Source organism: Thermococcus eurythermalis (genome assembly GCF_000769655.1).
Taxonomy (GTDB): domain Archaea; phylum Methanobacteriota_B; class Thermococci; order Thermococcales; family Thermococcaceae; genus Thermococcus; species Thermococcus eurythermalis.
Window position 1 is genome coordinate 1,921,712 of record NZ_CP008887.1, and the last position, 13,179, is coordinate 1,934,890.

Genomic DNA, 13,179 nt, shown 5'->3' on the forward strand with positions numbered 1-13,179 from the left:
TACTCACCCCTGCAGGAGGTCGAGGAACTTCTTTGCCTTGTCGGTCTTCGGCATGAACTTCTCGAACTTCTTGAGCTCATTCTCGCTGAACAGGACTTTGTGGAGGCCCGAGATTACGAACTTCTTTATGGCCTCCTTGAGTTCGGCCTCGTCGATTCCAAGGAGCTCAGCCACTTTACCCTCATCGTAGTGGCTCATGCCGTAGAGCAGAACCCCACCGAGGAGATAGTTGGGAATCATCGTGATGTCCTTTCTCTTGCCGATGAGCTGTTCCTCCATTTCGCACTTCCTTATGACGTAAAGGCTTCCCTGGCCAGTCTTGAAGCCTTCTTCGCCCCTGAAGGGCAGGTCGAGGATTGAGTAATGGCAGTCAACGGAGACCTTTATTCCGGGGAATATGCCAAGCGTCTCCCTCTCGGTGGGGGAGGTTAGGAAGTAATAGCGGAATATGTCAAGGCCGAGCTTCTCGGCACCCCCCTCGGGGTCGAGGGACGCGTAGGCGAGGGCGAGGTTGTCAACCGTGTAGTGGTTGTTTATTAAAACACCCTTCGTTTTCACGAAGGTGAGCACGCGCCAGCGGAACCTTCTTCCAAAGCGCTTCCTGAGCTCCATTTCTATGTCTGCATCGGCCGGAAGGTCGAGACGGGCCTTCTTCAGCCTGTTGTTCTCGAAGTACTCAACCTCAATCCTCATGCCCCTTGTTCTGACGGTTCCCTTTTCCCGGAGCTTGCCCTTGATGGACTTGAAGGCCTCTCTTACCTCAAGGCTTTCCCTCGATAGCAACCTGAGGACGTCGCCGGAGTAAGCTAGATGGGGCAAGATTTCGAGCCTTCCGAGCTTTACGGGCTTTTCAACGGCCTTGATTTTCTCAATGTTCTCCTTCGTTATGGCATCTATCGGAATCTCCTTTCTGCCGAGCTTGAAGGTGTAGTTGGCCGAGAGCAGGGCCAGGGCCATCTTGTGGGCGGTTATTGCCGAGCGAAGTCTCTCAAGGGCCAGGGTTCTGTTGTGCTTCTTCCTGTAAATCCACTGGAGGTGCGGGTCCTTGCTCTTTTTGTCCATAAAGCGGGCGGAGGGTGCAGTCTCACCCACACGCCTCTCAAGCTCGTCCTGGAGGTCGTTTAAAAGTGAAATATTCCGAAGGAGGGTATGGGCTAACCTAACCGGGTCGAAGTCCTCGAAGAGCTCGCCCAGGTCTATCCCTATGTCGTCGAGTATCTTGTTGACCTGGGCGACGAGCTCTTCAGTTGTCGTCATGGCAACAAATCACCGTTGTTTATCTTTTCTGGTAAATACTCCTTGGCGACGAACTCAAGGCTCTTGTTGGCGAGGGCCTGTTGCTCAATCCTGACTCCCCATTTGAGGGCCATCTTGAGCTGTCTCTGCCACTCCTTGTTTTGGAACCAGGGGTACTCCATCTCCTCCAAAATGCGCTTGTAGTCGCCCGTTGGACCACCTTTCTTGTTGGGCGGGATTCCCTTGAGCTTCTCGGTGACGTTCTTGAGGCCGTAGCGCTCCACGTCGTCCATAGTCATTCCCACGAACCTCGCCTCGGGCGTTGCCAGCTTGTCGCTGAGGTAAGCGAGGTTGATGGAGCCCTGCTTTATTGTGGAGTAGATGTACCAACCGTAGGGGTCGCCATCGGTGAAGACGATGATTGGCAGACCTTCCTCGTAGTGGAGCCTGTGGATTAAACGCCTGACACCACGCGAGGCCTGTCCCTGGGTGGCTATGATTAGGGCATTCTCCCTCTTCGGGAACTTTTCCTCGATGAGACGGTCAGCCATAGCGGCGGTCTCGACAACGAGGGCGTAATCAACGTTTATCTCCGGGAACTGGATGTGCTCCACCGTTCCAGGAACCGCCCAGCCACCGCTTCCGAGCTTGCTCGCGTTGAACTCGTCCTCGCCGTCCCTAATCACTATGTCGCCGTAGATGTAGCCGCGCCTGTCGGCAGTTATGTGCATCTCCTCCCTCAAAACGCCGAGCATTCTCTCAAGGTCTTCTATGATGGGGTCGCTCTCGCGCTGGTCCTCGAAGGTGTTCTCCCTCGTTCCGGGAATCGTGTGCTTGTTGGCGTAGTAGGCTTCACGAAGGCTCGCGTGCTTGCCCTCACTCACGAGCCTTTTCACGTAGGCCATTATGAGTAAGGTTTGCATGAACTTTCTGGCATGAGCAACATTGAGGAAGTAACGCCTTGAGAGCTTGTCGCCCATCTTGATTAGCCTGCTCTTCTCGTCGAAGTAAACGTTGTTCAGACCGCGCATCGGAATGTCGAAATAGGGGTTCTTACCCGACTTGATGGCCTCAAGGACGCTCCTTCCGTACTCTTCGAGCTTGCTGAGCACCTTTTTTGGGTCGTAGGAGAACTTCTCCTTGGGCTTCTCGCGGTGTATGACCTTGCGTTTAGGCATTCTCGCTCACCTCCACGGCGACCTCTGAAACGGCCTCCTTCGAGGCGAAGTGACTCTCAATGAAGTTTAGGAAGTACTCCCTAATCTTCTCCTCGGGCTCGCCCGTCAGTATGCTCAGAGCCCTGGCTATCTCGGGCACGTACTTCTCGAAGGTCTTCTTTCTCTTTACCTGGTAGAGGCGCCTGTGCTTTCCGCTGAGGTAGGTCTGCAGTCTTCTCGCCGCGTCCATTATGGCCAGGCGAATCTCGTTGTATATCTCGTCAACGCTCGCTATGCTCTGCTTTCCAGTTCCAGTGTAGGGGACGTGGACTGAAACCACGTTAATCATGAGCACGAGCGGAGTTCTGTCGAGGTCGTCAACTTTATACCTCTTCCAGTCTATAGAGCGCGCCGCCTGGGTGGTTACGCACGAGCCCGCGTCAAACAACAGTGGGACGCGGTTCGCGTAGCGGAGGAGCTCAAAACCGCTCGGTATCTCTCCGCCGTAGGCAAGGCCGACTTCGACCTGGAATGGAATTCCTCCGGAGTAAACCTTCGGCGGTCTCGTTACGGCCGTCACGAATTCAGGCTTGAGGATTCCCTTCAAACCCTTCTCAATGTTCTCCTCGCCTATGGGCCTGAGGCCGTGCGTCGGCGGAGCGAGGAACTTCATGTACTTGAAGGCCTCGACTATCTCTTCAGCCTCGTGCCAGGTGAGCTTCTCGGGCGGCTTCTCCATCATCTTCGCGACCTGCTTGACGACCTTGGTGTAGCCCCTGAAGGAGCGGAGAACGGCTTTGACTTCACCCTTCATGAGCCTCTCGTAGAGCTGTTCCTGGACTTTCTTGTCCTCAACGGTCTTGATTAGTCTCAGTGCCGCTATGTACTCGATGAGCTCGTCAACCTTCTTGTCGCTTATCCTTGAGAACTCCCCGATGAGGAAGCGCCTCACACTCTGCCTTTTAGTCTTCTTGGCCATTCTGTAGACGTCGTCCGTCAGGACACCCTTAGGGTGGGGCTTCATCTCCACAGGTGGCTCGGGAACCTCTTCGCTCGAACGCGGGAAGACTATCAGCCTTCCGTCGGGCTCGATGAGCTCTATGTGGGCGTGGGGGTTCGCTATGGCGGTGAGCTTGAGGTACCAGTAGACGCCCTGTTTGGAGCGCATGTACTTGACGTTCTTTACCTCAAGCTCTATCCTCGTCCCGTGCCAGCCGTCTGGATTAGGGTGCTTCTCCTTCTTTACGATTTTACCCTCGTTCTTGTCAACGTCTATCTTCACCCAGGCCTCGATAATCTCGTCGCCCGTTGAAGTAATCACGCGGGTCGCCTTTCCGCTCGTTATCTGGGCGAACATGACAGCGCCGCTTATACCGATACCCTGCTGGCCGCGGCTCTGTATGTTTCTGTGCGCTTTGGTTCCAGCCAGCATCTTTCCGAAGACGTGGGTTATGTATTTCTCGGGTATTCCAGGACCGTTGTCCTCAACGACGACCTTGTAGTGCTCCCTTCCGAGCTCCTCAATCTCAACCCTTATGTAGGGCGGAATTCCAGCCTCTTCACAGGCGTCGAGCGAGTTCGTGACCGCCTCGTGGACGAGCGTTGTGAGCGAGCGGACTTTTCCAGTGTAGCCAAGCATTGCCGCGTTTCGCCTGAAGAACTCGCTGACGCTCTGGATTTTGAACTCCTTAAAGAGCTGACTCGCCTCAGCCATCGTCATTCCTCCTCCCAATCCTCAGACTCGGGCCCGCCCTCAAGGGCCTCGTAGTAGGCGGAGCTTTCGAGCTCCAAATCCTTCTTGCGCCTTTCGAGGTAGCGGTAAACGACACCGTGGGGCGAGCCCCTTGCGAGCTTCTCTACAGCCGTTCTGGCCACCTCGACCTGAATTGGGTTGCCGATAATCGCGACGGTCTTTCCGTAAACACTCACATCGGCGCCACTCATCTCCTCAATAATCTCCCTCGTCCTTCCCTTCCGCCCGATGATTCTACCCCTTACCCTGGGCAGGGCGTTCTTCTCGTTTCCGACGACGATATCCGTGAGGTTTACAACCTCGAGGATTTCACCCTCGTTGAAGAGCCTGAAGGCCCTCTCGGGGGAGAAACCTCTGCCTATGGCCAAAACCACGTCCCTCGCCTTCCAGACGGCAAGGGGGTCTTTGGTCTTCTTGGTGGACGTGATGAATACCTCTCCGGTCTCGCTATCAACCTCTATCTTCGTTCCGGTTCTCCTCTCTATCTCCCTCTTCGTCTTACCCTTCTTACCTATGAGGACGGCAATCCTCTCCTTAGGAATCCTAACAAACTCTTCCTGCTCACCCTCTGCCATGTAATCAATCTCGCCAAATTCAGGTTCTTTAATGGGTTCCCCGTCCTTATCAACGCGCTCATACTTTTTCAGCAACTTCTCAAACTCGTCCATGCTCTCACCCCTCAAGGAGCTCGCGGAGCTTTACCTCGTAGTCCTCAACATCAACGCCCTTTCTCGCGAAATAGCCCGTGATGTTCCTCAAATCGCGCTTTAAAAGCTCGACGCTCATCCTGTTTCTCCTTACAGTGGCCTGCGACCAGTCTATCACGACTGGTCTGTCCCAGAGAAGGACATTGTACTCGCTTAAATCGCCGTGAACCATATCGCCGCGCTTCCAGAGCCTCTCAATGACGCCGATTAAATAGCTGTAGAGCTCCTCGAAATCCTTCTTCTCAAGCTCCCTCTCAACGTCCTTCAGGCGGGGGGCCGGGGCGTCATCTCCAACGAACTCCATTACGAGGACGTTGTTGCGGAAGATTATTGGCTCGGGAACGCGGACTGCGTACTTTATCGCCCTCTGGAGGTTCTTAAACTCCCTCCTCGTCCAGACGAAGACGAGCTTCCGCATATCCTTCGGCAGGTAGCCGATGCGCGGGTCAGCGGCCAGGTACTCCCAGATGCGCCTGAACTCTGTGGTATACGTCCTGTAAATCTTGACGGCTATCCTGTTGCCTTCCGCATCGACGCCAGCGAAGACGTTGGCCTCTTTGCCGGTACTTATGACGCCGTAGAGCTCCTCTATCTTGCCACGCCTGTGGAGGTATGCTAAAGTCTCCTTGGTAGTCCTGTCGAAGACTTCGTTGGCTATCTTGTAGAGCTCGCTGTCCTTCTCTCGCCTGTCCCTGAGGCCGAGTATCTCCTCGACTTCCCTCTCAAGGAACTCCTCGCGCATTTCCCATCACTTTGAAATCAGAACAACAGCTCCCCACCGGTGAGGAAGTCCTGGCTTATCTTGCCCTTCCTGAGGAGCCAGTCCACCTGAGTCCTTGTGTAGCGGTAGACGATGTCGCCGCGCTCGTCGGTCTGCACCGGCCAGGGCTGGACTATAACGACATCTCCGACGCGCATCCACATCCTCCTCTTGAGCTTGCCCGGAATCCTGCATCTCCTTATCTTTCCGTCCTCGCAGCGGACGTCCATCCATCCAGCGCCAAGGGCCTGCTCTATGACACCAAACAGCTGTCCCTTGCTCCTGTCTGGGAGAGGAACACGAATAACTTCCTCACCCTCAACCTGCCTGTCCTTCTTTTTGTACGCCATGATCATCACCCCCAACCGCTTTGCCTGAGCCCTTATAAGCTTACCCCTGCAAAAATTCTCCAGGTGGCCTTTGGCCCCAAACTTTTAAAATTTTTGCAACGAGATTACCCAGACCTGTCCACCACAGGAACATTAAAGTTTAAAAACGAACTGAAATTAGTGGTGGGTGGGTAGAGAGATGAAAGCCGTGGAAGCCCAGAACCTCACGATATTCTATGAGGGAAGTCCCGCGTTGAAAGACGTTACGTTCAGCCTAGATGAGGGTAAAACCCTTCTCCTCCTCGGGCCAAACGGGGCAGGAAAGACGACCCTCCTCAAGACGATAGCGTGCTTTCACAGGGAATACGAGGGCAAACTCCTGGTCTTCGGGAAACCCCCGTGCGACGCGAGGCACCTCATCGGCTACGTCCCCCAGAGCAGTTCCCTGAACGAGAGAGTGCCCCTTACGGCACTTGAAGTGGTCGCTATGGGCGGGCTTTACAGGAGGGGCTTCGTCCACTTCAAGATTCCTGCGGAAATAATTCAGAAGGCAGAAGAAGTCCTGGTCTTCGTTGGTCTCGACCACGTTAAGGATAGACTTTTCAGGGAGCTCTCCGGCGGGCAGAAGCAGAGGGTTCTCCTTGCGAGGGCCCTTATGAGCGACCCTAAACTGCTCCTCCTCGACGAACCGCTGTCTGCCCTTGACCCGAGTGCAAGGGCCGAGGTCACCAACGTGCTCAGCAAGATAAAGTCCGAGAAGAACGTCACGATGATAATAACCACCCACGACATAAACCCTCTCCTTGAGATAGGTGACCTCGTAATGCTGATTAACAGGCGCCTCATCGCCTTCGGCAGTCCAGAGGAAGTCCTCAACGACGGCGTCATTAAGTCCGTCTACGGCCCGCTGGCGAAAGTGATACCGGTAAACGGAAAGCTCTACTGCATAACCGGCGACTTCCACATCCACATGGGGAGAAGGGGGGATAGGCAGTGATCCCGGAGTTTATAATCAGGGCCCTCCTGGCGAGCATAATGGTCAGCGTCCTGCTGGGCCTCCTGAGCCCGCTGATAAACGCCAAGGGGCTGGCCTTCCTCACCCACGCCCTCTTCCACGCGCTCCTCCTTGGTGCAGTCCTTGGAATGATCCTCGCGCTCATCTTCAACAGCTACGCCCTCGTTACCCTCGTTGCGCTCGCCGTAACGACCGCGATTGTCCTCACAATAGCCCAGCTCGAAAAGCTCGGCTTTACACCGGACTCTGCCGTCGGAATAGTGGCGAGCTTCGTCGCCGGACTTACCGTTCTCGGCTTTGGAATCCTCTACAAGGTCATGGCGAGCAGGCCATATTTCCCGCTGAGCGAGAACATAGTCTCGTACCTCACCGGAGACATTTTCCTGATAACGCTCCAGGACTTGACCGTGCTGGTTCTCGGGGGCGCGCTGATTTTCTTCGTCCTTCTCGTCCTCTACCGCGATTTCCTCTACCTCAGCTTTGACCCCGAGGGAATGGAAAGCCACGGTGGGAACGTGAGGGCGTACCTGATGATTCTCTACGTCATTGTGGGGGCGATGGGAGCCCTGATAGTCCAAACCGTCGGCCTGATAACCCTCCAGGTCATCGCCGTCCTGCCCGGCGCGATAGCACTGATGGTAAGCTCCGACCTCAGAAAGGTTCTCGCCGTAAGTCTTCTGCTTACCCTGGCGGTTCAGCTCTCGTCAGTAGTCTTGGCATACTTCACCGCAATCCCGCCGAGCGGCATAGCGACGATAATCCTCGGCGCAATCTACGGGGCAATCCTATTCAGGAGGTGAGCCAGTGGGGAGAAAGATAGCGGGCATAGACGAGGCCGGCAGGGGACCAGTGATAGGCCCCATGGTCATAACGGCCGTAGTCATTGACGAGGAGAAGGCTGAAGAGCTGGAAAAGCTCGGCGTCAAGGACTCCAAAAAGCTGACCCCCAAGAGGCGCGAGAAGCTCTTTAACGAAATACTCGGCATGGCCGACGACCACGTTATCCTAGTGCTCTCGCCCGAGGAGATAAGCTCCCGCGAGGGGACCCTCAACGAGTTCGAGGTCGAGAACTTTGCGAGGGCGCTGAACTCCCTCAAGGTCAGGCCCGATGTCGTCTACGCGGACGCGGCTGACGTTGATGAGGAGCGCTTTGGGAATGAGCTGGAGGCGAGGCTGAACTTTGGGGCTGAGATTGTGGCAAAACACCGCGCCGACGCCCTGTTCCCGGTCGTCTCAGCGGCTTCAATCGTGGCGAAGGTTACCAGGGACAGGGAAATCGAGAGGCTGAAAGAGGAGTACGGCGAGATAGGGAGCGGCTATCCGAGCGACCCCCGGACGAGGGCTTTCCTTGAAGGCTACTACCGCGAGCACGGAGAGTTTCCCCCGATTGTGAGAAGGGGCTGGAAGACCCTGAAGAAGATTGAGGAAAAGCTGAAGGCAGAGATGGAAGCCAAAAAGTCAAAGAGGGGCCAGCTCAGTCTTGAGGACTTTCTGAGGGGTTAGCTTTTCTCCGTACAGCCTTTTCAAGAGCCCACTCTTTTAGCCCCCTCATCTTCTCCCAGTAGAAAGTGAGGGAGCTTTTGAAGGCTTCCCGCCTGAGGAGCTCGTTTAAGGCTACACCCATGACCACTGACGCGGGCGGAACGAGAACCGTCGCGTAGAAGCTGAACTGAGTCTTGCCCCCTAAGACATACTGAAGGGCAAAAAACCCTATTGTGCTCCAGAATACCATGAAGGGCGCGAGGATTCCCGGCTTCCTCTTGTAAAGCCAGGGCACTGCGAGGATGAGGACTACCATGCTGATGAGCAGGACTGGGTTCGTCTCCGCGAAGACGTTTGGGTCGAAGTGGAACGGGAAGGGGCGGTAGTTGATAAACCACTCCCAAAACGGTGAGGTGTGCGGGTTCGAGCCCTTATAGCTGAGGTGCCACTGGAAGCTCCCCAGGAACTCCCTCACCCACGGGACGAAGCCTATCGCCATTATTATCGGGAGCTCGGGCAGGAGGAACGCTATTCCCGGCACTATGACAACGGTCGAAAAGAACCGGACGAAAGAGTTCTCCTCTTTGAGGGCCTTGATGAGAAGAACAGGCCAGCCAAAGGCACCACTCAGCTTTGTTGCCCCCACAAGACCCAGCGCCACAGAGGAGCCGAGGTTGCTTCCGTACGCGAGGGCGAAGACGAATAGCGCGACGAAGAAAGCGACGTGGATGTCGAGCATGGCAGTTACAGCGGTTGCCTGGAGAGTCGGGTCGGCAGCGACGAAGACAAGCGCTATGAGCGAAGCGAGGTAGCTCTTGCTTATCCTGTATGCGGCGAGAACTACGAGGAGCTCTATGAGGGCGAACTCGATTATGCCCGGAAGGCGCCAGCTGATTGGCCTGTCCCCGAGGAGAACCATGCCCAGCATTATGATGTCCTTTCCTAGGAAGGGGTGCTCCGTGTTGAGGTAGTTCTGGATGTCCTCCTTGTCGGGATACCTGAATCCGGGGACGACGTAATAGCTCCCCCCCGGCAACCGTCCGGAGAGCCTTTCAAGGAAGTCCTCGTATTTGTCCGCAGGAATCTCGTAGTAGACCCCAGGGAAGTTGTGGTACTGAAGCCTGAACTTAACACCGCTGAAAGTGGCCACTGCATCGGCCGTGCTGAGGTACTTTATTTTAGAGCTTTCGTTTGCAAATATCACGTTCACCCCGTAAGTGCCGTTGTGCTCGTAGGTGACCTGAACCCCGAGGCGGTGGAGGACGTTCCTGCTCGCGGGCACGTACCAGACCTCGTCGCCGATGTAGTCGTTTAGGCTCTCCTGAGAAGCGAAGTGATAAGTGAACCAGACTGTTCCGGCCATGGTGAGGACGACGATTAGAGCAAAGACGGCCCTCTTCCAGTCCATTATTAACACCGTCCAAACTAAGCGGGCAACGTTTTTAAGCGTCTCCCCCCTAAGCGAAAACATGCTCGAGGGAATCACTGAAGAGAAAGTCAGAGAGGCAGTGGAGCTCATAAAACGGGGCTTCGACGAGAAAAAACTTAGAGCGAGGCTCGGTAAGGACTGGGAGCTCATAGCGGAGATAGCGAGGGCCAGGATTAGGGCCAGGGACAAGTTCTCGCGCGACGACCTGTGGATGGACCTCGAAGGCCTCCGCTACGCCACCCACGAAATAGTTGCCAAATACCGCGCCGAGCGCCTGAAAGAGTTCGGCGTCAAAAGCCTCGCAGACGTCTCCTGTGGAGTCGGAATCCAGCTCATCTTCTATGCGATGAAAGTCGAGAATGCCTACGGAATAGATGTAGACCCGCTCAAGATAGAGTTCGCCAAAAGGAACGCCGAGCGCTACGGTGTCGAAAACATCGAGTTCATCAACGCCGACTCGCTCGCGCCCGAGACCGTTGAGAGAGTGGACGCCGAGGTAATCTTCTCGGACCCGGCTAGACCCCCCGAGATGCCAGAGAGGAGGCTCGAAGACCTGCTCCCGAGCCCGCTTGAGATATACCGGGCCTACAGCCCGAAGACCGACTCGTTCATCTTCGACTTACCCCCACAGATGAGGCGCGAGAGGGTTCCCTGGAAGGGCGAGTTTGAGTACATTGACCTTTACGGCCACCTCAACAGGCTGACGTTCTACACCGAACCGCTGGCAAGGGCGGGGAGGAGTGCGGTAATCCTGCCCGCAGGCGTCAGGCTTGAAAGCGACCCCGACCTTGAGAACATCGTCGAATGGACAACTGAGCCCGGACAGTACCTCTACGAAATCCCGCAGGCTGTGGACTACGCCGACCTGCTGAACGAGCTTCTCCACAAGCTCGGCGGGAACGCCAAGATGCTCCTCAGGGAGAAGAGGCGCGTTTTAGCCACCGGTGATGAGCCAATCAAGAGCCCCTACCTCAAGAGGACGTACGCAGTTGTCACAGTCCTGCCCTTCCACCCGGTTAGGATTAACGACCTCCTGAGGAGAGAGGGCTTTGGAAGGGCGACGCTCAAGATAAGCGTCCCGGACGAGGAGTACTGGAGGATCAGGAAGAGAATAGAGGCAAACCTGAAGGGCGAAAGAAGGGCATTCGTCTTCAAGGTGGGCGACAAAGCAATTATAGCGGAGGCGCTATAGCTCCTCTATCTTCGCGTTCCTAATCTTCTTGGAGCCGATTCTAAGCTGCTTGAAATAATTGACGTGCTCTTCAGGGAGAAACGCTTCAAGACTCGTTGATTTCAGGCGTTTTTTCTTTGTCTTAGGTTTTTCCTCCCGCTTCGTCTTCGGCTCCACGTTCCCCAGAAACTCGTCGAGCTTCCTGTTCATCCGCCCACCCATCAAAGGTTGAGGCCCTTGTATAAAGGCTTTTCCCTGCCCGCTTCAGGAAAACTTTTAACGTTCGGAGGATTATCGTGGGAGAGAGTAAGAGGTGAGTGTCATGTGCGGAATCATCGGCTACATCGGCGACAGGAAGGCCTGTGAAGTAATCGTCAGGGGCCTGAAAAGGCTCGAATACCGCGGTTACGATTCCGTCGGCGTTGTAACCGAAGAGGACGGAAAGCTGTATATCAAAAAAGGTGCCGGAAAGATTGATGAAGTCGTTGAGAGGCTCAACCTGCTCGACATGCCCGGAAAGCGCGGTGCCGGACACACCCGCTGGGCCACCCACGGCGTCCCGAACGATATTAACGCTCATCCCCAGAAGGACTGCACCGGGAAGATAGCCCTCGTCCACAACGGTATAATTGAGAACTTTGCGGAGCTAAAGAAGGAGCTGCTTGAAAAGGGCCACGCCTTTGAGAGCGACACGGACACCGAGGTCATAGCCCACCTGATAGAGGAGGAGCTTAAATCGAGCGGGAGCTTTGAGGAAGCCCTTAGGAAGGCCCTTCTCAGGCTCAAAGGCTCATTTGCCCTCGGCGTAATCTACACCGAGGAGCCGGATAGGATTTACTTCGTCAGAAACGAGAGCCCCCTCGTTCTCGGAATCGGGGAGGGCGAGAACTTCGGGGCGAGCGACGTCCCGGCTTTCCTTGAGTACACCAACAGGGTCGTTTTCCTCGATGACATGGAATATGCCATCGTTACGAAGGACTCCTGGGTGGTTAAGAAGCTTGAGACAGGCGAAGAGGTGGAGAAGGAAGTCCAGACCGTAGAGTGGACGCTTGAGATGGCGGAGAAGGGCGGCTTCCCGCACTTCATGCTCAAGGAGATATTTGAACAGCCGAGGGTTCTGAGGGACGCAATCCACGGGAACGCCGAGATAATCCGGGACGTGGCTAGGGAAATAGCGAACTACGACAAAATATTCATCGTCGCCATGGGGACTTCATACCATGCGGGCCTCGTCGGAAAGTACCTCCTCCAGAGGCTTGCCAAGAAAGTCCCGTTCGTCGAGGACGCCAGTGAGTTCCGCTACGAGTTCGAAGACCTCGTTGATGAGGACTCCCTCGTCATAGCGATAACCCAGAGCGGTGAAACTGCCGACACGCTCGCGGCGATGAAGCTCGCGAAGAAGAAGGGGGCCAAGGTCTTAGCCATCGTCAACGTAGTCGGGAGCATGGCGACTAGAATAGCCGATTTAACGCTCTACACCCACGCGGGGCCCGAAATCGGTGTGGCGGCGACCAAGACCTACACGACCCAGCTCGCGGTTCTGACGATGCTCGCCATCGAGCTGGCGAGGGTTCTCGGAACCGCCGACGAGGAGTACTTGAAGGGGCTCGAAGAGTCCCTAAGGGAGGTTCCAGACCTCGTTGAGGGCAGCATCTTAAACCTCAGCGAACCGCTCAGGGAGCTTGCAGAGAGCCTTAAGGACAGAGAGGACTTCTTCTACATAGGCAGGGGCATAGGCCTTCCGACGGCGTTAGAAGGTGCCCTGAAGCTCAAGGAGATAAGCTACATCCACGCGGAAGGGCTGAGCGCAGGGGAGCTCAAGCACGGGCCTTTAGCCTTGATTGAGGACGGCGTCCCGGTCGTAGCGATAGCACCGAACGGGAAGACCTTCGACAAGATGGTGAGCAACATCGAGGAGGCGAAGGCTAGGGGGGCCTACGTAATATCCATCGGCTCCTCTGAAAAGCTGCGTGAGGTATCGGACACGTTCATCAAGATGCCAAATGTTGACGAGGTTTTAAGTCCAATCCCCTACGTCGTCCCGCTCCAGCTCCTCGCGTACCACCTTGCCGTGCTGAGGGGCAACGACCCCGACAAGCCGAGGAACCTTGCGAAGTCCGTTACAGTTGAATGAGGTGAT

13 protein-coding genes are annotated in these 13,179 nt (G+C 55.6%); 5 read left to right on the forward strand and 8 right to left on the reverse strand.

All coding sequences use genetic code 11. The features are described 5' to 3' along the window. Positions 1-3: 3 nt before the first annotated feature. Genes TEU_RS10295 through eif1A form a run of 6 tightly spaced genes read right to left on the reverse strand, consistent with a single transcriptional unit; the run spans position 4 to position 5,963 of the window. Positions 4-1,257 (reverse strand): DUF530 family protein, encoded by a 1,254-nt coding sequence (locus tag TEU_RS10295; protein ID WP_050003701.1) that lies wholly within the window; start codon positions 1,255-1,257, stop codon positions 4-6. Then, positions 1,254-2,414 (reverse strand): DNA topoisomerase IV subunit A, encoded by a 1,161-nt coding sequence (locus TEU_RS10300; RefSeq protein ID WP_050003702.1) that lies wholly within the window; start codon positions 2,412-2,414, stop codon positions 1,254-1,256. The genes TEU_RS10295 and TEU_RS10300 overlap by 4 nt, the downstream gene beginning before the upstream one ends. Continuing rightward, positions 2,407-4,107 (reverse strand): DNA topoisomerase VI subunit B, encoded by a 1,701-nt coding sequence (gene top6B / locus TEU_RS10305; RefSeq protein ID WP_050003978.1) that lies wholly within the window; start codon positions 4,105-4,107, stop codon positions 2,407-2,409. Before top6B ends, TEU_RS10300 begins: the two co-directional genes overlap by 8 nt. 2 nt (positions 4,108-4,109) lie before the next feature. Then, positions 4,110-4,814 (reverse strand): KH domain-containing protein, encoded by a 705-nt coding sequence (locus TEU_RS10310; RefSeq protein ID WP_050003703.1) that lies wholly within the window; start codon positions 4,812-4,814, stop codon positions 4,110-4,112. 4 nt (positions 4,815-4,818) lie between these two features. Next, complete coding sequence (locus TEU_RS10315; RefSeq protein ID WP_050003704.1) at positions 4,819-5,595, reverse strand: serine protein kinase RIO; 777 nt, start codon at positions 5,593-5,595, stop codon at positions 4,819-4,821. Positions 5,596-5,612: 17 nt separating this feature from the next. Next, a complete protein-coding gene (gene eif1A, locus TEU_RS10320) occupies positions 5,613-5,963 on the reverse strand; it encodes a translation initiation factor eIF-1A (RefSeq protein ID WP_050003705.1) in 351 nt (116 codons plus the stop codon). A gap of 178 nt (positions 5,964-6,141) precedes the next feature. On the opposite strand from eif1A, the gene TEU_RS10325 reads away from it, so the two are divergent. The 3 genes from TEU_RS10325 to rnhB all read left to right on the forward strand — a co-directional run bounded on the left by TEU_RS10325 (position 6,142) and on the right by rnhB (position 8,460). Beyond that, the gene (locus TEU_RS10325; RefSeq protein WP_050003706.1) at positions 6,142-6,939 is read left to right on the forward strand and encodes a metal ABC transporter ATP-binding protein; all 798 of its coding nucleotides are present in this window, start codon (positions 6,142-6,144) and stop codon (positions 6,937-6,939) included. Further along, on the forward strand, positions 6,936-7,757 hold the full coding sequence (locus TEU_RS10330; protein ID WP_050003707.1) for a metal ABC transporter permease: 822 nt from the start codon (positions 6,936-6,938) through the stop codon (positions 7,755-7,757). Before TEU_RS10325 ends, TEU_RS10330 begins: the two co-directional genes overlap by 4 nt. A 61-nt stretch (positions 7,758-7,818) precedes the next feature. Continuing rightward, on the forward strand, positions 7,819-8,460 hold the full coding sequence (gene rnhB, locus TEU_RS10335; RefSeq protein WP_050003979.1) for a ribonuclease HII: 642 nt from the start codon (positions 7,819-7,821) through the stop codon (positions 8,458-8,460). Here the strand turns inward: rnhB and TEU_RS10340 are convergent. Further along, the gene (locus TEU_RS10340) at positions 8,432-9,847 is read right to left on the reverse strand and encodes a dolichyl-phosphate-mannose--protein mannosyltransferase (RefSeq protein WP_050003708.1); all 1,416 of its coding nucleotides are present in this window, start codon (positions 9,845-9,847) and stop codon (positions 8,432-8,434) included. The two genes, rnhB and TEU_RS10340, sit on opposite strands and share 29 nt — an antisense overlap. A 61-nt stretch (positions 9,848-9,908) precedes the next feature. Between TEU_RS10340 and TEU_RS10345 the strand changes: the two genes are divergently transcribed. After that, on the forward strand, positions 9,909-11,060 hold the full coding sequence (locus TEU_RS10345) for a methyltransferase domain-containing protein (RefSeq protein ID WP_050003980.1): 1,152 nt from the start codon (positions 9,909-9,911) through the stop codon (positions 11,058-11,060). Here TEU_RS10345 and TEU_RS10350 read toward each other — a convergent pair. Further along, positions 11,055-11,249: a PCNA-inhibitor gene (locus tag TEU_RS10350; RefSeq protein WP_050003709.1), complete on the reverse strand. Its 195-nt coding sequence runs from the start codon at positions 11,247-11,249 to the stop codon at positions 11,055-11,057. The genes TEU_RS10345 and TEU_RS10350 overlap by 6 nt on opposite strands. A gap of 112 nt (positions 11,250-11,361) precedes the next feature. Between TEU_RS10350 and glmS the strand changes: the two genes are divergently transcribed. Further along, positions 11,362-13,173, forward strand: a complete 1,812-nt coding sequence (glmS, locus tag TEU_RS10355; protein ID WP_050003710.1) for a glutamine--fructose-6-phosphate transaminase (isomerizing) — start codon at positions 11,362-11,364, stop codon at positions 13,171-13,173. Positions 13,174-13,179: the final 6 nt, after the last annotated feature.

Excerpts from the sequence above, each read along its gene's own strand:
- TEU_RS10295 (WP_050003701.1), bottom strand. The coding sequence starts at position 1,257 with ATGACGACAACTGAAGAGCTCGTCGCCCAGGTCAACAAGATACTCGAC.
- TEU_RS10300 (WP_050003702.1), bottom strand. The coding sequence starts at position 2,414 with ATGCCTAAACGCAAGGTCATACACCGCGAGAAGCCCAAGGAGAAGTTC.
- top6B (WP_050003978.1), bottom strand. The coding sequence starts at position 4,107 with ATGGCTGAGGCGAGTCAGCTCTTTAAGGAGTTCAAAATCCAGAGCGTC.
- TEU_RS10310 (WP_050003703.1), bottom strand. The coding sequence starts at position 4,814 with ATGGACGAGTTTGAGAAGTTGCTGAAAAAGTATGAGCGCGTTGATAAG.
- TEU_RS10315 (WP_050003704.1), bottom strand. The coding sequence starts at position 5,595 with ATGCGCGAGGAGTTCCTTGAGAGGGAAGTCGAGGAGATACTCGGCCTC.
- eif1A (WP_050003705.1), bottom strand. The coding sequence starts at position 5,963 with ATGGCGTACAAAAAGAAGGACAGGCAGGTTGAGGGTGAGGAAGTTATT.
- TEU_RS10325 (WP_050003706.1), top strand. The coding sequence starts at position 6,142 with ATGAAAGCCGTGGAAGCCCAGAACCTCACGATATTCTATGAGGGAAGT.
- rnhB (WP_050003979.1), top strand. The coding sequence starts at position 7,819 with ATGGTCATAACGGCCGTAGTCATTGACGAGGAGAAGGCTGAAGAGCTG.
- TEU_RS10340 (WP_050003708.1), bottom strand. The coding sequence starts at position 9,847 with ATGGACTGGAAGAGGGCCGTCTTTGCTCTAATCGTCGTCCTCACCATG.
- TEU_RS10345 (WP_050003980.1), top strand. The coding sequence starts at position 9,909 with ATGCTCGAGGGAATCACTGAAGAGAAAGTCAGAGAGGCAGTGGAGCTC.
- TEU_RS10350 (WP_050003709.1), bottom strand. The coding sequence starts at position 11,249 with ATGAACAGGAAGCTCGACGAGTTTCTGGGGAACGTGGAGCCGAAGACG.
- glmS (WP_050003710.1), top strand. The coding sequence starts at position 11,362 with ATGTGCGGAATCATCGGCTACATCGGCGACAGGAAGGCCTGTGAAGTA.